The 21,442-nt window shown below is 42.4% G+C and carries 13 protein-coding genes; 9 read left to right on the plus strand and 4 right to left on the minus strand.

All coding sequences use genetic code 11. The annotated features are described in order from the left end of the window. Positions 1 to 2 precede the first annotated feature (2 nt). The 3 genes from ACTJKN_RS02565 to ACTJKN_RS02575 are packed head-to-tail and all read right to left on the minus strand — an operon-like array spanning position 3 to position 8,673. Positions 3 to 5,384, minus strand: coding sequence for a DUF6443 domain-containing protein (locus tag ACTJKN_RS02565; RefSeq protein ID WP_440822401.1), 5,382 nt, complete (start codon positions 5,382 to 5,384; stop codon positions 3 to 5). Positions 5,385 to 5,418: 34 nt separating this feature from the next. Continuing rightward, entirely contained in the window at positions 5,419 to 5,781 is a 363-nt protein-coding gene (locus tag ACTJKN_RS02570) for a hypothetical protein (protein ID WP_440822402.1), read from the minus strand. A gap of 9 nt (positions 5,782 to 5,790) precedes the next feature. Further along, positions 5,791 to 8,673, minus strand: coding sequence for a hypothetical protein (locus ACTJKN_RS02575; RefSeq protein ID WP_440822404.1), 2,883 nt, complete (start codon positions 8,671 to 8,673; stop codon positions 5,791 to 5,793). 416 nt (positions 8,674 to 9,089) lie between these two features. On the opposite strand from ACTJKN_RS02575, the gene ACTJKN_RS02580 reads away from it, so the two are divergent. The 9 genes from ACTJKN_RS02580 to ACTJKN_RS02620 all read left to right on the plus strand — a co-directional run bounded on the left by ACTJKN_RS02580 (position 9,090) and on the right by ACTJKN_RS02620 (position 18,967). Beyond that, positions 9,090 to 11,648: a UvrD-helicase domain-containing protein gene (locus ACTJKN_RS02580; RefSeq protein WP_440822406.1), complete on the plus strand. Its 2,559-nt coding sequence runs from the start codon at positions 9,090 to 9,092 to the stop codon at positions 11,646 to 11,648. A 108-nt stretch (positions 11,649 to 11,756) separates the two neighbouring features. After that, a complete protein-coding gene (locus ACTJKN_RS02585; RefSeq protein ID WP_440822408.1) occupies positions 11,757 to 12,137 on the plus strand; it encodes a hypothetical protein in 381 nt (126 codons plus the stop codon). Positions 12,138 to 12,150: 13 nt separating this feature from the next. Then, positions 12,151 to 12,966, plus strand: a complete 816-nt coding sequence (locus ACTJKN_RS02590) for a hypothetical protein (RefSeq protein ID WP_440822410.1) — start codon at positions 12,151 to 12,153, stop codon at positions 12,964 to 12,966. A 728-nt stretch (positions 12,967 to 13,694) separates the two neighbouring features. Then, positions 13,695 to 14,234, plus strand: coding sequence for a hypothetical protein (locus ACTJKN_RS02595; RefSeq protein WP_440822412.1), 540 nt, complete (start codon positions 13,695 to 13,697; stop codon positions 14,232 to 14,234). A gap of 344 nt (positions 14,235 to 14,578) precedes the next feature. Further along, the gene (locus tag ACTJKN_RS02600; RefSeq protein ID WP_440822414.1) at positions 14,579 to 16,405 is read left to right on the plus strand and encodes a hypothetical protein; all 1,827 of its coding nucleotides are present in this window, start codon (positions 14,579 to 14,581) and stop codon (positions 16,403 to 16,405) included. Between the two features lie 79 nt (positions 16,406 to 16,484). Then, positions 16,485 to 16,844, plus strand: coding sequence for a hypothetical protein (locus ACTJKN_RS02605; RefSeq protein ID WP_440822416.1), 360 nt, complete (start codon positions 16,485 to 16,487; stop codon positions 16,842 to 16,844). Positions 16,845 to 17,336: 492 nt separating this feature from the next. Further along, positions 17,337 to 17,708 carry a hypothetical protein gene (locus ACTJKN_RS02610; protein ID WP_440822417.1) on the plus strand — a complete coding sequence of 124 codons (372 nt, stop codon included), beginning with the start codon at positions 17,337 to 17,339 and terminating at the stop codon, positions 17,706 to 17,708. Positions 17,709 to 17,808: 100 nt separating this feature from the next. Beyond that, positions 17,809 to 18,021, plus strand: coding sequence for a hypothetical protein (locus ACTJKN_RS02615; RefSeq protein ID WP_440822419.1), 213 nt, complete (start codon positions 17,809 to 17,811; stop codon positions 18,019 to 18,021). 325 nt (positions 18,022 to 18,346) lie between these two features. Next, a complete protein-coding gene (locus ACTJKN_RS02620) occupies positions 18,347 to 18,967 on the plus strand; it encodes a hypothetical protein (protein WP_440822420.1) in 621 nt (206 codons plus the stop codon). A gap of 315 nt (positions 18,968 to 19,282) precedes the next feature. On the opposite strand, the gene ACTJKN_RS02625 is transcribed toward ACTJKN_RS02620, so the two are convergent. Next, complete coding sequence (locus ACTJKN_RS02625) at positions 19,283 to 21,244, minus strand: hypothetical protein (protein ID WP_440822422.1); 1,962 nt, start codon at positions 21,242 to 21,244, stop codon at positions 19,283 to 19,285. Positions 21,245 to 21,442: the final 198 nt, after the last annotated feature.

Here is a 21,442-nt window from a genome sequence, read left to right on the forward strand (position 1 = left end):
ATTTATTTTACTGCTTTTCCAAAATTTTTATAACTTAAACTACGATGGGTACCTAGAGTCAAATTGGAAAAATTCGTATGATAATGAAGCGACTTTCCTACGCCCTTTACCACATGATAATCTAGACGAAATTTGAAACCGTTAACTTTAGGGGAAGTATAAGAAAATATGGTCCCTCCTTTAGCCCTTGGATTCTTGTACATAAATTCAAATCTCCATATCTTCTGGCCATAGCCCCCGTTCAGCTCGAAATTCAAGACGTTTTTAGTTCCGAAACCGGTATATATTAATGGCGCACTGGTTATCGCTCCTTCAGCCATTGCATTAAAAGCCGCACCGTCAGCTGCTCCCCGATCTGCTGCTGACATAGACCAATATGCCTTTTGACCATCATACCAATTAACATATGTATTACCGTCCAATAAGGAGGCTGTTGTCCAAAAGGTATTTGAAACGGCATTCCACATATCACTTCCCAGAGTCGACCCGGAACTTAACCAACCTTCCCATGTTCTTCCGGCCTTATCGAAAGGATTGCTCTCACCTAGCTTCTTATAAAAAGCTGTAAAATACCCGGGCTTTTTCTTAGGTGGATCTTCCCCTAAATCCGAAACATGCTCCGCATCCTGCCCCCCACCTGTAGCGCGAAGTTGCTGATACATTATCCGGGCTGCATCACCGTAATAGGTTTCCATCCCATTCGGATCAATGTTGTTTACCGGATTATTATCTGTATAAGCGAACGGGCTTATAGAAAATGTCTTTTCGGAAAGCGGGTCTATCGAATTCCATCTTCCGATTTCCGGATCATAGAACCTTGCCCCATAATCATACTGTGCGAGCCCTTCCTGAAGCTCTTTTCCATTGTAAAGATAATTATTTTTCTCTCCGGACACGAAGCTGTTAAAAGATTTTCCAAAAGGATAAAAATCATCTGACTGGATTTTATTTCCGTTGGAATCAAAAGTATAACGCACATTCCCTAAATGATCTTTTAAGTTATACTGATAGCGGTACTCCGTATCGCTAATGCGTTTGGCAAGCCCCTCGTCAGTCTCAATAAAGTCGATTATCCCGTCCTTGTACTGGATTCCACTGAGATAATCCGTGGTCCCTCCCCCTGTTGTAACCCTTTTAAGTTTTTTACCCGTAGCATCATATGTATAGGTCGCTGTATTAATGCCGTTCACCTGGACCGGCAAATCAAGCATATTATAAATAAATCCATTCACGCCGTCACTAAGTGCATTCCCATTGTCATCATATGTATAAATCCTGGAAACCGCTCCACTTACTGTCTTCAGACGATTGCCTTCGTATATATAATTCAGGATGTCATTTGTATTCCTTGTGAGTGAAAGGATACTACCCATGGCATCATAGGCAATGTCTTTTTCGTTATTTCCCGTGCTTGAATAACCATGATTTAATCTGTTCAGCTTATCGTAAACATAAGTGTATCCCTGGAGCATACTTCCGGAAGTAGTCCACAGCTGTTCACTGACATTGCCATTAAAAGACCCCGCATTACCAATATTATAATTTAAAACAAACTCAAAACCGGTGGAACTACTCTTCCGCAGCCATCCACGCTCATTATACTCATAATTGTTCGTATTCAGTCCATTGTTGACTTGTTTTGACTTGTTCTGCCCAATTTCATTATAAAGCACCTCAGACAGCAATACCCTTTTACTCAGATCATCACCGATCCTATGGAAAGTTTTTCTAGCCCTATCCATATGATCATATTCGTATTCGTTATAAACAGCTGTGGTTGGGCCTCCGGCTTTATGATGTTGACGGGTACTTGACAGTATTTCGCCTGTAAAACTATACGTATTACTTACATGGTCCTCTCCCCCAAGATGATTCTGTCCGCTGCTTTTAACCACCTGTCCCTTATTATCATAAAAATTTATGTCCAGTAGAGATGTTGGTGAATCTAATATCTTCACTTTACTTCCCGTCAAAAGTCCTCTTGTCATAGGGCTTGCCTGCGCAAAACCAAAAGTTCCTCCCCCAGGAAAATTATAGTCATCAAAGTAACTCACCACATGAAATTCGATATTGGCATTCTCCTCTCCGGCCATTGGATGTGTACGGGCTGTATAACCGTCAGGCCTCTGACCCGTCCGCTCTTCCCAAATCGGTGCTTCCATCACATTGATATAATCGTTTTGCAACACGGTACGCGACAGATAATTGTTTTTCTCGATACCGGTGATCAATACCTTTCCAAAGGCATCATATTTTGTCCAGCTCCACTGGTGGAGATTATACTGGTTAGCATCCTGGGAATAGACGACCTGGTCAAGGTCGTTATAGACAATAGATTCCCATCCCTTTCCAGGAATTTTCTTTTCCACCACCCGCTTTCTTCCATCATAATGATAGCAGTAGATAAAGTACTTACATACGTCGTCTGCTTCTGTGAAGTTATTGACCACCGACTGTCCACCATCATTCACAGCTGGGGGCAGTACGTATCTTAAATTGCCAAAATCATCATATATATAATAAGTTGAAAGTGCTGTATTCTCGTCTTTCCAAGTTTGCTTTAAAACCATCTTTCCATCGAAATCTTTGAACTCTTCTGTTATACCTGTCTTTCCTCCAGTCCAGTTCTCATCCTTTGATGTCGTCTTATATAATCTTTTGGCCGGATAATAGTTATTGTTATGCGCAGCCCCGTTGCCATTTTGGTTGAACTCCCAAAGCCTTACCTCATTAATCCCGTTGGCGCCATTTTCTGTCTTTACTGTATGCCCCGTATTACTCCCTGTTACAGGCTGCCATGGATCACCTGGAAATCCCTGCTCCATTACCCTGTTTAACGGGCTTGGTTCATATACCGACTGTCCAAAAGGGGTAGGGATGATAACACGCGCATCGCCCAGCTGTTGACCGCTGACTCCTGCAGAATATTGAAAGTAATAATTAAAAACCCCGTAGCCTGGCGAGGTCGCATCGGTACGAAAGCCACCGCCATTGCTTTGGGATGGATAAGGCAAATATTTTCTGTCCTGACGCCCAAAGCCATCGTAGGTAATCGGCTGAACAATATCCATTCCGGTCGGACTCCCCATGACCTGAACATTCTGGGACGGGCGCCCCAAACCATCCAAATACTGTATACTCGTTTGAACGGCGTCTTTATAACAACTCATTGCAACCACAGAAGCTGGCGTAGTCATATTAGGCATTCTTGGCGTATAGGTAATAATATAATTCTGATCAGCGCTAGGGGTAACACAAGCACCAACCGAGGCCACTTCGAGCATCACCGTTGCCGTAGAACTTCCCGAGCTACCGTTCACAGTTACTGTATAGGCCGTCATCGTGGAAAGTACGATCGGTGTTCCACTGATCACTCCCGTCACGGCATCGATCGAAAGACCAGCGGGAAGCGCCGGGCTGACCGAATAGGCACCGGTACCGACCTTTCGGATCACCTGTCCGCTGCTTTCAGCAACATACAGGCTGCCACCTGCGTCAATGCTCAGCCCATAGGGTGAATTGAAACGGATGACCGGGCCGTTCCCGTTTACCGTGCCCGCACTGCCGTTACCGGCCAAGGTCGTTACTGCGCCCGAACCGCTAACCTTTCGGATACTATGGTTCTGCTGGTCAGCAACGAAGACATTGCCCGAGGCATCAACAGCCACCCCGTTTGGATAGTTGAAACTTGCCCCGCTCCCTGCCCCGTTCACAAATCCCGCAGTCCCGTTCCCAGCCAGGGTACTCACGGTTCCTGAAGGCGTAATCTTACGGATACTGTGGTTCAGCCTATCGGCCACATATAAATTCCCAGAAACATCAAAGCTGAGCCCCATCGGGTTGCGAAAAGAAGAAGAAAGCCCAGCACCGTTGACATTGCCCGCTCCGCCCGTCCCGGCAAAAGTACTTACGGTCCCACCAGGGGTAATCTTTCTGATCCTGTGGTTGCCGTAATCGGCAACATAAAGATTGCCTGAAGCATCCAGTGCCAGCCCGATCGGACTACTGAAGCTTGCCCCGGTCCCGTTCCCATCCGAAAAACCAGCAGAGCCGCTGCCCGCCAGCGTGCTCACCGTTCCCGTCGGACTGATCTTTCTGATCCGGTGGTTCTGCTGATCAGAGACATATACCGTCCCGGAAGCATCAACGGCAATCGCCGAAGGGTGCTGAAACAGTGCAGAGGTTCCCTGTCCATCCGCATAGCCGGGATAACCAGCACCGGCCAGGGTACTCACCACTCCCAAAGGACTGATTTTCCTAATCATATGGTTGTCCCCATCGGCGACATAAACATTGCGCTGGGCATCTACCGCGGTATTGAGCGGGTTGTAAAAACTTGCGGCGCTTCCGCTGCCGTTTGCAGATCCCGTATTGCCGCTCCCAGCAAGTGTACTGGCCGTAGCAACAGCCGAAACCGCACCACCACTGTTGGTAGGCGAAAGGCTCACCGGAATCCCAAGCCCGAGGCTGGAAGGACTTGTATAGGAAACGACAGGGAGCTGCGAGGAGCCTCCCGAAGAAATATTGATCGTGGTGACGATATTGCCCGTGTTACTGGAATAGCCTTCGGACGCTACATAGTAGGTTCCTGCGGCCAATGTCGTTTTTATGTACGCCTGGGATCCAGGACACGGTCCAGAAGAACTGTCGTCATTATAGGTAATCTCAGTACCCCATTGATCCAACAGATGAAGATAGGTATCAAATCCACTGCCACAGTGGAGCAGTTCCACATCGAAAGTCCCCGTTAAGACAAACTTGTAGAAAATGTCATTACTTTGCTGTCCCAGCGTATTGCCCAGACAGGAAGCCGCATTGCTCCTGGTGTCGGTAAAACTGCCCGTGGATGAAAATGTCCCCGCATTTATCGCCCCGGCCATGCCCGAACCTGGCGAAGCTGCCCCCCCGCCCTGGATCTGCACATCCAGTGCGATATTGCCAGTATAACTGGAATAGCCTTCGGTAACAATGGTATAAGTACCTGCCTGCAGGATCTGGCTGAGCGAGGATCTTGTGCTTCCCGAGCAGAGTATCCCGTTATCATCGTTGGTATATAATACCGACCCGTTCTGGTCAAGGATATGGAGATAGGTATCAAAATCGCTCCCGCACAGCGAAACACTGACATTCGTGGCCTGTGCAATGCTAAAGGAGTAACATACCTCAGGGCTTGACTGCCCAAAATTGTTCGGATAACCGTAATTGTTCCTAAAATCCGAAAAACTAGTCGGGCCACAGGCATTTACGGGGATCACATAGGGACCATAAACAGTTCCAGACTGCGCCAGCGCAACAGTTGAAAAAAAAGTAAACAGAAAAAATACAGATAATATGCTGCGCAGGTATCCGGAAACTCCGGGCACAGAGAGGTCAATAGATTTCATCGTCAGTGGTTTACTGTAATAGAATGAATGGGTTTTAGAACTGCTTCACCGCACCGGCCGGCTCACGTTCGGTTGTCGGTATCACCTTTTGCTGCTGCAATGGAGTTAAGATAATCTTCAGCCGCCTGTTCTTTTCGGCAATCAGCAGGTCGATCTTTGCCCGCCTGCCCTTGTCTGTCAGCGCCGAATCCCCTGCAACAATGGCCAGACTTTTTTTGTAGTCGGCCTGTACCTGCGCCACCTGTTCGGCCTTCACCGAATCCAGCTGCAGCGTTTTGCGGTAGTAGTTCCGCTGTTCAAGCCTTTGTGGAATTTCTTTCTTTTCCTGGGCTGAAACCCTTTCCCCCAGGGCCAATAATGAAGCAAAAATAAAAAATGCAAAAATCGCTGTTTTCATACTGGTATATTATGGTTGTTTATAATGGTAATCGTTTTGTCTAATGATGTTTCCCTCAAGATCCTTCAACGTTTTTAACCGTTGAAAGTCATCATAGTCATAGTAGGTACTCATACCTTTGACATCGGTACTGCTACGCATGCCGTATAACGGCTGGTAGCTAAAGCTTTTAATCTGTGCTTTTGGCAATGCACCCTGCAAAGTTCCCACAAGGGCGTCAACTGTAGCTTTATCAGGATTTGACATCCTATAATAGTTGACATTATACTCGCCTCCTATTGCAGCTTCCACATCGCCATATTCCGCATTGGCAATTTCCAAGATCGGAGAATCACCTTTATAACCGTATAGGTAAGATATCTTTGGTCCCTTTACCCTTGAGACACTTTTAATTTTTCCAGAGGGATCATAACCATGAATAATTACCCTAGGCTCCAGCCCGCCTGTTGTCGAAAAACCTTCAATCACACTGGGCTCAACAATCCCGTTTCCCCAATCAAAGTAATTTGTCCTCGACGCGTCAATGATTTTGTTTTTTGTTACATTGGTAACCTTACTCTCTATGATACCGGTAATGCGGTTTTTAGTTAACAATGACTGCATTGCAACATTTAATGGATAATCAAAGGGATAAAATTTTTCAGTTCTGATCACATCCCCCGTTGATGAGCTACTGGTAGTTACGCTATCTAAATGGTGGGTATTATAAATAATGTTTTTCACTTTACTGATCCCGTCTAAAGCTTCGGTTACTGAGGTCAGTTCATAATTCCCGGTTGGAATCTCATAATTGACATAGGAATAGGTAGGGAAACCGTCGATAACGCTTCCACGCTGCTCATAGCTGATAGTATAATAATCCTGTGGATAAAACAGGTATTTGAATATCTTGAGACCTTTTAAGGGTTCACCATTTCTCATCGTATACTGATAAGCGGTGCCGCTGACTTCTTCAAAAAAATCCGGAGCAGCAGGATTAAATTTGAACTGGGTCACAGAACCTAACCTGGGGCTATTATTCAGTATCAGCGCGGGAAGATAATAATGACGCGCAAATTCATCCTGTTGTATCACTACTCCTCCTGAGCTGTAGATTCCAGCGCTCGGCGGATATACCGCGCTTGGAAATCCAATATAGCCTCCTTCATAACCATAGACCGTCTTGCCTACAGCCGTAGAACCGTTAACATATTCCGTTACCGTCGGGTAAAATATTCCCGCATCCATTAAAGGCTGTAATTCAGCTTCTACCTCAGATGAAAATTCTCTTTTTCTATACGAAAAATTATAATAGTCATTGTCGTCATTGCCTGGCTTGTAAACCCTATAATTTGGCAAAGTACGGGATTCCTCTGCCCTGTAAAGATAATTACTTGTCGGATAAAAAGCCGTTTGGCCGTATTCAGGGTATTGAAAAGTCTTTGAACTGGCAAGCTGTCCCTCAGAAAAAAAGCGGATTTCTTTGGTTCTGAGCCCGGGACCGTTCACAATATTGTTTATACCATTAAGGATCTTATTTCCCTCATATATAAATTCAGTCGTTCCACCTGTTGGATAGATTATTTTTTTTAACACACCCTTCATAGCGTATTCCGGATGCGGGGTACGGTCAGCACCGTTACCTACATTTAAAGTCCCTCCATTATAATTGGTATAATAATCCGGTAAAAGGTTTGTCTGTGTAGAGGAATTTCTAAATCCCCAATAATCCCTGCTTTCTACGGGAAAGTATTCTGATGGATTGTATTCAAATCCATAATGCTGAACCTGGTTACCGTTTTTATCCAGGATCTTTATCTGATCGAGTTTACGATAGCTATCGACGTTCGGCAGTTGCGGATTGCCCCCTAAAGCGTATACATAATTTGAGTTATCCAGGATTGAATAGACAAATTCAAAAGATCTGATCAACTGATTCGATGAATCATAGATTCGGATATACCGGATCTGATCATTCATGTTTGTAAATTCAAAAACTACCTTTCCATGTTTAAAGGATATTTCCGACACCCTGCCTGAATTAATGGTTGTTGCCATATTTTGTACTTGTAGAAAGGAGCTCGGCATACCGATCCAGTCAACAGTCTGATTGTCATAAAGTGTCCTGGTCTGTGATTTCATGTTTACCTCAATCTGGTGTGGCACATAACTTAAATTAATTTCATCGCCATAAATTGATTTGATTTTTGTCAGGTATGCTGCTGTAGTGATCGAAAAACTGGCTGATTGACTATTTTTAGAAAAAGTTTGTCTTTCTGTACTTCCATACTCGTAGACATCACCATTGCCATCTGTTATTGTACCAGGGAATCCATTAACCCTATCAACTACTAGATTGCTAAACGGAAAAAAATATGTTACCCCGTTCTTGCCATACACAAATTTACCTGACTTCCCAGCACATTGATAAGAAAACACATCGTATTCTGTATCATAATTCTCGGGAACTGTACCATTGCCATCATAATAGCTCGCCGCCAAAAATGAATGGTCATCTCGATTTGAAAGCGAGTAAGCCTGTGGCATAGTACTGGGAAATGACGAGGATTCGTCAGGTTTACCATAAACCGTTCTGGCAATAACCCCACCGCAGTTGATCGACCAGCCCATGCCCACTGGCCCTGTAACATCAGTTACTTTTCTTCCCTGAGGATTATAACTGATGGATATCGGCAACGAGAGCGTACCACTTTTCACCTCGAAAATAGGTATAGAAATTTCTGGCAAACCATTGGCTGTACCTAAATTGAACTGAGGCAAATTAATTAGTGCCTGTGTTTCGGGCGAAGGTGGGATTATCGTTGGAAGACTGGTCTGTCCTGAAACAAAGAAAACATTACCAAACAGAATGCAACATATTGCAATGGTAGAATACTTCTTTTTGAGCGTCATAAATTTCAATAATAAATTTGGTTACTCCCATCACCTCCTGATAGTGGTCGATGAAAACTTAAAGCAAGGCAACAGAACAGGTCCATAGCCAGACCGAATGTCGAAAAGAAAAAACAAAAAAATAAAAGTTTTTGACGAACGAGGGTTTTCTGTTGACGAACGTACGTATTTTTAATATAACCTACAGTCCCTGTTTAAAACGTTTTAGTTATGCAGATGATGAAAGAGTGCTGAAGGAAAGATGTCCCATTGACCAGTGCAGTCCTTTTCCAACTGGCTGTCCAATTTGGTTATAGGTATTTTAGCAAGCACTACAGGTGCCTGTGCCGGATTTGTTGCATTTCCTAGCATACCGGCCTTAAGCACGGCCAGTGAAAGCACGCTGAAATGTTATATTTGTCCAACTGTTTTGATTAATGCCTCCAAAAAAACTTCCATATCAAAAACCCAACTGGTTTGATGAACTTCCTGCATTCATAAAGGTTGTACTGTTCATTCTTTCCTGTGGTTTTCTCTATTGGCTTAAAACCAGGCAGCAGGAACTCGAGCGAAGAGAAAACATCCGGGCACTCATTCCCGATATTGTTTCCGCTTTAAAGGATATCGCCAAAAAGCAGGATATGGTAATATATTTCTCCAATTACGATGCATTAAACCTCCGCGCAGCGCATCGTGAACTGCTGGAGGCGGTTCCAAAAAACTACCGCAACTGCGGCCTGGATCTTGATGAACAGGCGGTAATATCCCGTTTTGCGGACAGCCATCAAAATCTGGAGGCCATACGCAAAGCGTATAATGAGCGTTTTATCCCCCATGAGATTGCTGAATTCAGGGAATTCCTTTGCAGCCTGGAGGCCTATCCCCTTTCCCTGGAGCAGATGCGAGCGGTAGTCTGTGAGGAAGACAATAACCTGGTGATTGCCGGAGCAGGTACCGGAAAGACAACCACCATCAGTGCGAAAATCGCTTATATCCTGGAGAAGAACCTTGCAAGACCTGAGGAACTGCTGGTGATCTCTTTTACCAATACCGCCGTGGATGAAATGTTTGACAGGACCTGTAATTTTCTGCGGGATGATGAACTGGCCAGGGGCATCACTTTTAAAACCTTTAATGGTTTCGGCAATATGGTGTGCCGGTATTGCAGCCCCTACCCGGTAAAGCTCGTTTTCGATGGCAAGGATTACCGGGCCAAGTCATTTTTGCAACGGGAGTTTGACAGGCTGTTTTTAACTGATGCTGATTTTGCGCAGAAGGCCGTTAATTTCATCTCTTTTTTTGTCCGGCCGCCGCGGGACGACTTTGAATTTGCGTCCGAAAACGATCTGATCAAACATGAGCGCGCTTTCCGCAATGTGAGCCTGAACGGGACAGAATGCAAAAGTCTAGAAGAAGTGATGATCGCCAATTTCCTGTACCTGCACCAGGTGGACTTTGAATACGAGCGGACTTATCCGCTGCAACCCGAAGACCAGAACCCTGATTTTGGCGCCTATTCCCCTGATTTTTATCTGCCGGAATACGACATCTACCATGAGCATTATGGCATTGACGAGCAAGGCAATGTTCCCGCTTATTTTAAATGCAGGCCACCTTTTAAAACCCCTACCGAGCAGTACCAGAGCGGCATGCGCTGGAAGGAACTGATCCATGAGCAATACGGGACCCGCCTGATCAAGACCTATTCCTTTCAGAACCGCAATGGAACGCTGCTCAAAGCGCTAAAAATCCACCTCGACAGCTATAAAGTAACCTTGAGGAAACGGGACCCGGGCGAAATTTTGACCAAGATCAAAGCGCTGGATGATTACGAGGATTTTATGGGCCTGATCTTTACCTTCCTGAATCTCATGAAGTCCAATAACAGCACCATCGGGCAGTTAAGGGAAAAGGCCACAGACCAGCGCTTTGAGGTATTCCTGGGCGTGTTCGCGCCCCTGAGCGAAGCTTACCAGGCTGAACTCAAACGCACGGGCTGTATCGATTATAACGATATGGTGAACCATGCGAGCCACTATATCTCCAGCGGTGAATTCAATAAAAAGTATCGTTATATTTTAGTGGACGAGTTTCAGGATATGTCCCTGGGCCGTTATGGCCTGATCAAGGCATTGAAAGCCGCCAATCCAGAAGCCAAACTTTATGCCGTCGGAGACGACTGGCAATCCATCTTCCGCTTCACCGGTAGCGACATCAGTATCATCACCGAATTTTCCAGGCATTTTGGAACCACTGCCGAAAATGCCGTACTCCAGACCTACCGTTTTAACGAAGAGATACTTAATTTAAGCAGCGGCTTTATCCAGGCAAATCCCTCCCAGCTGAAAAAAAACCTGTCCTCCCCTTTTAAGGCCACCCGCCCCTCTTTTATACTCAGCCCCGTTACCGGTTATGGCAATAAAGCGCAAAGGGATCTGCAGAAATTTGATGTTTTAAAAGATACCCTGGCAAAGATCAAGAAAGATCACGCCACCGCCTCTGTATTCCTGATCGGGCGCTATCACCACAATTCACCCACAGACTTAAGGGAACTGCAGAAAGCCTTTCCAACACTCAAGCTTTCCTATTTCACCGCCCATGCCTGCAAAGGCCTGACCTGTGACGTGGCCATTCTGCTGGATCTGGACAGCGGCGTATACGGTTTTCCCTCCCAGATGGCCGATGATCCGATCTTAGGTTACCTGCTCCAGCACGGTGACAGTTTTGAAAATGCAGAAGAAAGGCGCCTGTTTTATGTCGCCCTCACAAGAGCCCGCCACCAGGTCTATCTTCAATATCATCCACACAACATGAGCAAATTCTTAGCTGAACTCATCCAGGATCATGGTATTGGAGACAGACAAACCGCCCAGCAGAAATGCCCAAGCTGCGACGGAATAATGATAGCGCGAAACTCAGCTAAGGGAAAGTTCTGGGGATGCAGCAATTATCCGCGGTGCAAACAGGTTATGCGCGCGGCTGCTATTGCAAAATAAATATTGATACAAAGAGGTTCATTAAAAGAATCGACAAAAAATACTAAATACTAGGTATTGCCTAATACAGCTATAAAGAATAAATTTAGATAACTAAATTAATGCACTATGAAAGAAAATCAAACCGGCAGTTCTAAATGGGTCTGGCCAATAATCTCTTTGGCTTTGGCAATTGCCCTCGCCGTAACGCTGACCATTCATTTCAAAAAAGATAACAGTTTTACAGGCACAAACAATAAAAAACTAAATATCTCAGAACTTATTCCGATAGGCTCCTATAGGATTGCTCAATGCCTGGAAAACAGTGGCAAAAAAATCGAAATTTATATTTATGATCAGTCGCCAGTACCTAAGCTCATCAAATTTTATGAGCTCCCGCCAGAAAATGCGGCTGCAGCAATTGCAATCCTAAAATCCGGGGCGGTAAGTTTTAAATCCGATAACAAGTACATCATCCAGGATGGTGAAATCAAAAAAAATGTCCACTAATCCCACTTGCGAGATGAAGACCAAAATGCTTTCCCAATTCATTTTTTGTGCCATTTTTATTATGGCTATGTCCGCTTGCAATGTTGCCCGTATCTCAAAAAGCAGCACGGTTTACCAATGGAACAATGCAGGCAGCAATGGTGTAGATGGGCTTTCAAAATTAAAGCCCGTTGAAGACAAGGCAGTAGAAATAACAATCACCGAAAATCCCGATTACCTCATAATCAAGGCAACTGACACCACTGGGCCTAACTTTCAAGCCCCAGTCCCAATCAAGAAAGCTACTGTGCCTGCGGGGTGGAGAACCGATAATATGGGAAGTCTGTATTTTCCGGAGGCAAAATATGACGCCACTGGAGAAAAAGTATACTTCCGCTATACCGAATTCAAATATGGCCTCCAGGCTATGACAATACTGTTAAAGTTCAGGGGCAATATTCCACAAGGTGAGATACCGAGAATTCCACCAATGGTTGAGACTGGAACCAGCTTCGCACTCGCCTACGGATTCAAACATACCTGGAATTCCTACAATACGGAGAAAAATATCTGGGGAAAGCGCATTTCAACATTTGCTGTTACAGCAGGCCCTATGATCGGCGGCTCCGCAGCTGAATTGAAGGCCGCCAGCAATGCTCCCGGGCTTGTTGGAGACCGGAAATCAGCGGTAATTTCCTATGGAGGCTTCCTGATGATCGGCACAGGTCCGATCAATATCGGTTATGCTATAGGTGCAGACCGGGTTCTAGGCTATGGTGCCAGCAAATGGGTCTATGGAGGGAAGGTATGGCACGGGTTGATCGTTGGTATAAACCTTATTACTTTTTAGAGCTTTCCTATTAGCAAAACACACTCAAAGCCTTCCCCACCTGTGACTAGGACGGCTTTGATTATTTCCAAAATCCACGCTATATAACCGTTACCTTTAACAAAACAAATCATCCCCATCAGCAAAAAGTACATGTGCTGCCGTCAGTATGTAGATTTTATCCTTTAAGGCTGCGTAATTGTAAATGACGCCTGACCCCAGGGTGTTTCCAAATTCCACATCTTGGATTCTTACAGTAAGCGCGGAAAGTAAATGATCGTTCTCTGTCAGCATATATCGGTTTTTCTTCAATACGCTTTATCAAATCAATGGATCAATCAAAAATATCAAGCGTTTAAATCAAATTTATTAAATTTTATCGCCTTAATTGGGATATTTTCATTGATATCTATATAACTACAACACTAAATTGGATATTTCGGAAAAACGAGCTCGTTCCCACTCTTTATCAATAAAATATAGGAAAGTGCAAAAAATGGAAATTGAATATAAATTATCCACGATCCCCACGATTGCCGACTGGGACCAGGAAACTGGTATGGGATTGGCCAAGTCCCGTGATAAACCTAACGCAATTAGGTTTAAGGTAGATGAATTGGAGCATATACTAGCAAGGATAAGCAAAATGGACTATATGCTGAACTAGGCCTTCAGAGGTACTAAAACTGATAAACAAATCCGGCAAAATGATTAGCTTTGGTTAACAAACTTCATCAATACACTCTTAAATGGACCACACCCTTAATTTTTTCAAGTACAAAGAATCATACACATTGATAGGAGTCTTCCTTACATTGTGTTTTTCTGTTTATTCTCTAATCAGAACATCGAAACTGACCAAGAATGGTTATTACATCAAGGAGGTCACCGGGCTACGGGCGAAATACATCGAAAGCCTACGCAAACAGGTTGCCGAATTCACCTCCCATGCATTAGAACTGTCCAAGGCATCATTTGGTAGTGAAAAAATTGCACAATTGTTTCGCGATCTCGAACTAAGCTACGGTTTGACCAAATTGCATCTCAACGAAGAAAATTCGATAGACAGAAATCTTGTCAGACACCTAGATAAAGTTAAAGATGCAGCAATCAACCCATGTGCAGAAGGCGAGCCTATTAATATTAAGATAAATCAACTGCTTACCTATACGCAACAGGTACTCCTCTTCGAATGGCAAAATCTGAAATACGAGGCCAAGGGTAAACCATTAAGGGATGCTCAGATCGAAGAAAAAAGAAAGGCTTTTGTTGCTAAATATCCAAATTGATCAACCCCCGTAGGATCTTGATTCTTACCATAAACAGATTTCAGGTTGTATTTGCTATACTGTCGATCACTAAAGGCAGTGTTTTTGTGTTGATCTGTCTTTCTCGCTCAAACTACCGATTCATAACCACCAATGAATAAGACCATCGGCCTGGTGCAGAAAAGCCTGTTCATAGCAATGCCGGAAATACCATGAAAAAGGAGATTTTAACTAAATCTATGATCACCTTGCAAAGGGATTAAGCATCCATCCAAAATCTTAACAATGCAATGCCCACATTTCCCCATTCGAATGACTTCACTTTTCGATTGTCGTAACTTGCAGGCAAATAACTTTTGTCTAATATGAAAGCAAATAACCAAGATCCGTATGACCTCTACCCTGAAGTTTTGCAATACGCCCCTTTGGAATTTACTGGCATTACTGTTGGTCCTCATGCTTTTACACCTGAAAATTACCTCATTCAATCCCTGTCTTTTGTAGATTGTACTTTCACAGGTGTCCTTGAATTTAGCGGTGTTAACCTAGGAAGTGGAATATCATTTTTTGGATGCACTTTTTTAGCAAGTGTAAAGTTTACAGCTGTAATCTGTAATGATGCAAAAGACACCGATGGAATCGAATTTAATAAGTGCGATTTTAAATTCATGCTTAGCATCACGACACAGCAATTCCAGAAGAATATCAGCCTGATCCGGAGTAATTTTGACCAGCTCGTCAGATTTCGTTTACTTGAACTCGTCAACGCTTCGGTTATTTGCTCGGAAAATGATTTCAAAGATGAATTGACTTTCGCCGCCTGTAATTTAAAAACTATAGGCCTCATGTCTAATAAGGTAGCAAATGGAGTTAGCATCGCAGATGTGAACTGTCACAACATCTCATTTGCCGGCGCAAATAACTTTGATGGTGATATATACCTCTATAGATGCCGTGTACAAAATGGTATCGACTTCAACAGAGGATTGTTCAAAGACGATGTACGTTTTGAGATAGTCCACACAGTTAATGGCGGTTTGATCATTTTAGATGCTGAGTTTAGAAAGCCATTTGAAATCAACTATCATGATGCTGATCATTCCGATGCTTTTGGTATTTCTTCTTTTGACATCAGCGGCGCAACCTTTGCAGGCGGATTCAATGTACATGGCAGGAAAAACCCAGGAAAAAGTCTCCCGGAAATATTGGAATGCAATATCAAAGCATCGTCCAGCTTGGTCGGAAACATTTCTTTTAGTGACTTAAGAATTCACTATTTTAAACTTTCTGGCTACTCGACAGCAAAAATGAGTTTCCGGCAACTTTCAATAAGAGAATTTGACATGAATGAATTTGTCAATGATTCCGCTTTGATCTTTTCAGGTGTCCGGGCAATGAATGATGGATTAAATGCTAAAGGCGAAGTCAATTCCAGTATGTTAAGTATACACGACACCAATTTTGGAAAATCACAATTCTTCGCAACCGATTTGGAATCATTTAGACAGATCTTAATTTCTGATGTGATCCTTTCGGAAATTTCCACTTTAGGAGTTACCTGGTTTACTGTGGATCAATTGGAAGCTGCAGATTCATATTACTATTACCGGGAATTTCAAAAATGTATTAAAACAAAAGATAAAGAATTAATTAGCATGAGCCGGGCAAGTTTGGTCTCCTGGCTCAACACCAGACGCGAGATCTACAGGCAACTTAAATTTGTCAGCCATAAACAAGGTGACATGCCTGAAGTTCATCGCTTCCAAGCCCAAGAAATGAGGATCTATAAACAAATCACCAAATATCAGCGGCCAAAAAACTGGAGTGAGTACCTGATTCTTTGGGCTAGTCAATCCAATAAATTTGGTCAGAACTGGACAACTGCACTATGGTGGTTTATTCCTTTTTCGCTTGCGAGTTACCTCCCAGTTGGCTTTTTAACTTCTGAAAAACTGGATTACAACCATTTCAGTCTTGATCCTGATGACCTGTTGCTCAATCTCAAAATTGTCTTTTTGGATAATATAAAAATGTGGGCTATACTACTGAATCCAGCTCATCGCATCAAAGACCTTACAGAAAACATTGATCAATATCCATCAGTCGTCTACCTTTTTGATTTATTGAGCAGGGTTGTTGTATCTTATTTCCTTTTTCAGATTGTGAGTGCGTTCCGCAAGTTTAGCAAGTAAACAACTTACCAAAGGAATTTAAAAAAGCTCGAGCGGAAAAAACTCAAAAATAAGGTACCTTGTAAATAAACCCATAAAAATGACTACAGAGCAACTAGCAAACATTTACTTTGCAAAAAAACAGGAAGTTAAAGATCAAAAAGAAAGGATAGGTAATATCCGTCTAAAAATTCAGCAGGCCAAGGATAATGGAAAGTTTAACGAGACCACCGAATTACAAAAACAGCTGGAAAAAGATTTAAATGATCAGACAATTCTGCATGACGAGCTACTCAGACAAGAAGGAAATATCGGCATGGATCTTATCCAAAAATTTCAAGATGAAGGTATTCCTTTCAATTCCGAAAAGCGTTATTGGCTTTCAGAAAACAGATATTTTAGTGTCGTTGTTAAATCTGAAAACAGTTTAATCGTAAATGGCCCCCTGAGTCAACTTTAAGGACCTTGTATTATCTCCTTACGGGGATTTAGGAAAATGGGCTTTCTGCCAACACCAATAGTTTTCAAATTATATATTTCATAAATTTAACTTAGCTAAAAACACATGTTTACAGCGTGTCAAGCCAGATTACTCAGCACATTTAGCGGAATCAGAATAGAATTACTTTTATACAGCCAAGCCGGGGATTCCGATTTTTCAACCTGGGCATTAAAATTACAGCACGCGTTACAAGCACACCCTAACATCTATAACGAAGTTTCTAGCATCTTAGACAGATCAATAAATGAACAAGATTTTCTTACCAAAGAAATTCGGTTAAATGCAATTTCCAGTGCGGTTTTGAATTACACCGCTGCTACCGAATTCTATCTGGGTGACCTCATTAGATTACAGCTAAAGAATCACTCCAATCTTCTGAGGCGAGGATTGGACATTAAGGACCTTACATTGAACAGAATGGATCTGGTTACTTTTAATTCGCTCGAGGAAATGAAATCGAAATATATTGATCAGCTTTCAGGATTATTTACCACAGGGGAAGCTTGGTCTGCAAAGTTTAAAAATGCGTCCAAATTATTTGATGTTCCATTCCAAACATCACCTGTCATTCGAGCGATAGATAGCATTTGGGCATACCGAAACAAAGTTGCCCATATGAACCGCAGGTACCATTCCCCTATAAAATTGATTGGATTAAATGCAGAAGAACTAATGATCGCAAACATGGTCAATGATGATACCTATTTTACCTTTTGCATTGCTTTGTTAGAAATTATGACTAATGGCCTCGATCTCATAAAAAAATTTGAGGAAAAAATTCTACAAAAGTGGTCAAATACAACTGAAAGCAATCCTGATTAACTTTGTCGAAACCATTGCTGGTCTACAGAACTATAGGCGAAATTAGCCTAAATAATGCATCTAAAAACACTATTTTTGCATCCAATTAAACAAGACCCCAATGGAAGAACTTAGTAATAAAGCAGCCCAACTAGTAGGGATGAATGTAATTGTTAGTATGAAAAACGGAGATGTATTTCCAGGTATATTAACTTCGATTGTAGTAAACACTACCACAGAAGATCTGAGCATACTTCTTTCAGATGCAGATGGTAGAGGTATGACATTTCCATTTAAACTTATTGCAGACATACGACCAGACAATACAAACTAAATTGAAAATATATTCAACATGAAACACTTACTGTTCATTTAATGCCCGCAAAAAAATCAGCCTTTAACGCAAATAAACTGGCCTAAAACGCAGACAAACCTCCTCTAAGGAATTAATTCTAAGTAAAACACCAAAGTATCATCTGCTGGATCGTCGCTTTAAAAAGGCTATTTCCGCCCTAATTGCTATTCTCGCGCACATAAAAATCACAAGACAACTAAGAAATAGTTGATCAACCGAACGAAATCGAAATAGATCATCATATATCTCTTAAAACTTTAATATTAAAGAAGTACCAATTAATGGCCATAAAACTATATAGGCAATGATTACTGATCCAAAACATTCTGTAGCTGAAATTTTTAACGGGTTCTCACAGGAAAAGGTATTAGTGGCCCATCACGAAGCTGGCCATGTGCTAGGTGCCCTCTTCATGGGGGTTAAGGTGTTATCCTGTCAATTAAAAATCAACGAAGAGTTAAAATGGGGAGGTGTAACAAAATATGACTTTGGCTTATTGACACCTGGGGTGGCCATCATTGCCGATATTCTAGACGGATTGGTGCAATATAAACCAAGTGAAGAAGAAACATTATTGAATGCGGCAAAGATGAGGTATTGTGTTGCCGTCGCAGGTCCGATGGCGGAACTGAAGTATCTAAAGCTGCCTCTTTTACAACTGGATACACTTCCATCTTTTCTGAGTGGTAGCGATAAGTTATGGTGTGAAGCGATGATTGACTTTCACGAGAACATTGGTTTTGACGGCATTTTACTCGCTATTAAATCTGATAAACTGATCGACAGACTAATTAACCAGTCCGGTTCCTGGATGGCTTTGGAAAAATTAGCCTGTAAGATCCTTACCGCCGATAATCATTTAGTCACGAGGGAAGATATCCTTCAAATCGTGAAGCCAGATCACCTAGTACTGGAAATTCAATAGTAAGTGATTTTTTCACATTCACAAGTATAGAATAATATCTCTGTTTCCTTTCGAGCGTTAACCGAATAGAAAACAGAGGTAATAAAAGTGTTCTGCTTTCCCGAGCTGAATCGCAAAAACCCTGTCTCGTACACTTCTGCTTGCATTGAGACACCCACATTCTGGAACGGAACTTAGGAAGATAAAAGCCTTCTGTAAGTACATAGAAAATCGCAACAGCTGCCAGATCTGGCCGTTCATAATTTGTAACTGGTATAAAATCAGACCTTAACTCTGGAGCGGTAAGCTTGTTTGGCATTATAATGCCATAATAAGCTACGCAATATATTCGGCAGATTGCGCATAAATTTGGAGGTTGAGTCCTTCAGGAGTTATTTTATTTGTTGTGAGTTTTACCAGCTTCAAGGCTTCCTCTACCGCCTTTGGTGAATACATATTTGATTTGAAATTTGCATTCAGTTCATCTTCGGATGTTTGTAGTACAATCTCGGATGTTTCACTGGTCGTTATAAATCCATTCTCAGACGTTACTGCATTGCCTGTAATCCGGCCAGACGACAGATAAGATTCGATTAAAAAATAGTCAACAACTGCGACGCCATTCAGCTCATAACCAGTATATAAAGGATAGTTTGTAATCACGAGCTTTACTATTTCCTTTCCTTTTATCTCTCCTATCTGGGCCGATAAGTCATCAGCATTCTCAAGTATAAATGCCGCTTTTCGGATAACTTGCAGGCTGCCATGTTTAAGTCGCGCAAGACCATTATGACCATCTCTAACCTCCATAGGATATTTTTCGCACTTTACTTCTCCAACAACCACAATATCTCTCAGATTGAGAAGCAAATCGATCTCTTCGTATTTTCCTGATTTATTATATAACTTGGGCGAACTTGGGATGTAGAAAAAATATTTTTTCTTGTTCAGGATCCTGGCAATGCTTGCTTTGATATATTTTTCAAAGTACCCCCCCCTTTTATCAAGATCATATCCTGCATCCTCAAGCCACCTGTCGATAAGGTAGAGTAAGATGGGGTCTATTATGGTCAACAGCGGAAATACGAGATCTTCATTCGAAGCGACAAAGGGGTAGTTCCAGAAGTTAATTCGCTTGTCTTGAGGGTTAGTAAGCAGATCTATAAATGAGTCCACCTGATCCGATTTATAGGTTGTTCGTTCTAATAAATACTCCTTCAGCATCTGCCGCTTGATCTTTACTGGAAAATTATCAAAATCTGCCCTTTTCATCACATCAGAGCGGAAGCAGTTTTGAGCAGCCTTTCTGAACAGATGTTGGACAAGACTTAACATGCAAACCAGGTCGTTCAATGTAAGCGTTGGCATTTTGGGAAGTGAAACATTATCAATGTAGTTATAATATGCCTCTAGACCAGCTTTATTATGGATTTCGAAATCGGTTTCCTCGTTGTCCTCACCACTTTCTAGCAAATATGATACATATCCCGCAGTGTGAGCCACACTGGCAATCTGAACGTTTTTTTTCCGTTCTTCAAAAAAAACATCGCCACGTTCAACCTTTGTTGTCTTCTGATGCCACTGTTTTAACATGTAGTACACGGCCTGCGAATTTCTTAAAAGACGGTAAAAACCGGCTTTGTTGAGCAGTAAGTTTCTAGGCTCATCAAACGTAATACGAAACTCACCACTATCCTTACTGAAAACCATCTGCCCATTGTTCCATACACAGTCATCATAACAATGTTTGACCACAAATAGTATGGAACTCCATTTCGAGATAGAACGGCAGTCCTCAACATAGGAAATATCTGGCTTAGCTGGATCGGATGTAGGCAATCCCCTGAAATGAGAGATAAAATTCAATGAGATATGCAGTGCATCAATTTCTGTTTCCATTGCAGCAGCAGTTTCTATCATTCCTACACTCGGGTCAGCAGACGGGATTTTCCTCTTAAAGGAATCCTCAAAATGGCTTTCTGCAGCTATCTCCCGTTTCATAGCCGCCTCCATAATTATCTGGTAATGCCTATTCGTAAGAGTGATTAGCCTTTCAGACAAGATATTAGTATCGGTACCGCTGTTTAAAATTCTTTTCTTGAGTACATCATAAATTTCAACATAAAAACCGTGCATCTGAATACTAGAAAAGGCTGTAAGAAAAATACCCAGGCCTTCTTGTTCAAGTTTTTTCGACCCCGTGAGGTCAGCAAGCACTTTCATCACCTTGCTTTCGTCGAACTTGTCATTGAATGGATTTAATTCCCTTTCAGACCTCATTTTTTTTCTTAAATCCATATGCAAATGTTCTATAACCGCCCTTTCTTGGACCAGGTTTTCTTACCGATAAACTATCTCATTCACAGAAAATTACTGAGAACCACAGGAGACTCTTATTGTGATTGCATTATCGACATTCCTTTGCCGATTTTGTCCCTCAATATGATTGCACGCATTAAATCACCTTAAATGCCATTAATAACTTCAAGGCAGCAA

Origin of the sequence: Pedobacter sp. 22163, assembly GCF_052045595.1 — a bacterium.
Lineage (GTDB): Bacteria > Bacteroidota > Bacteroidia > Sphingobacteriales > Sphingobacteriaceae > Pedobacter.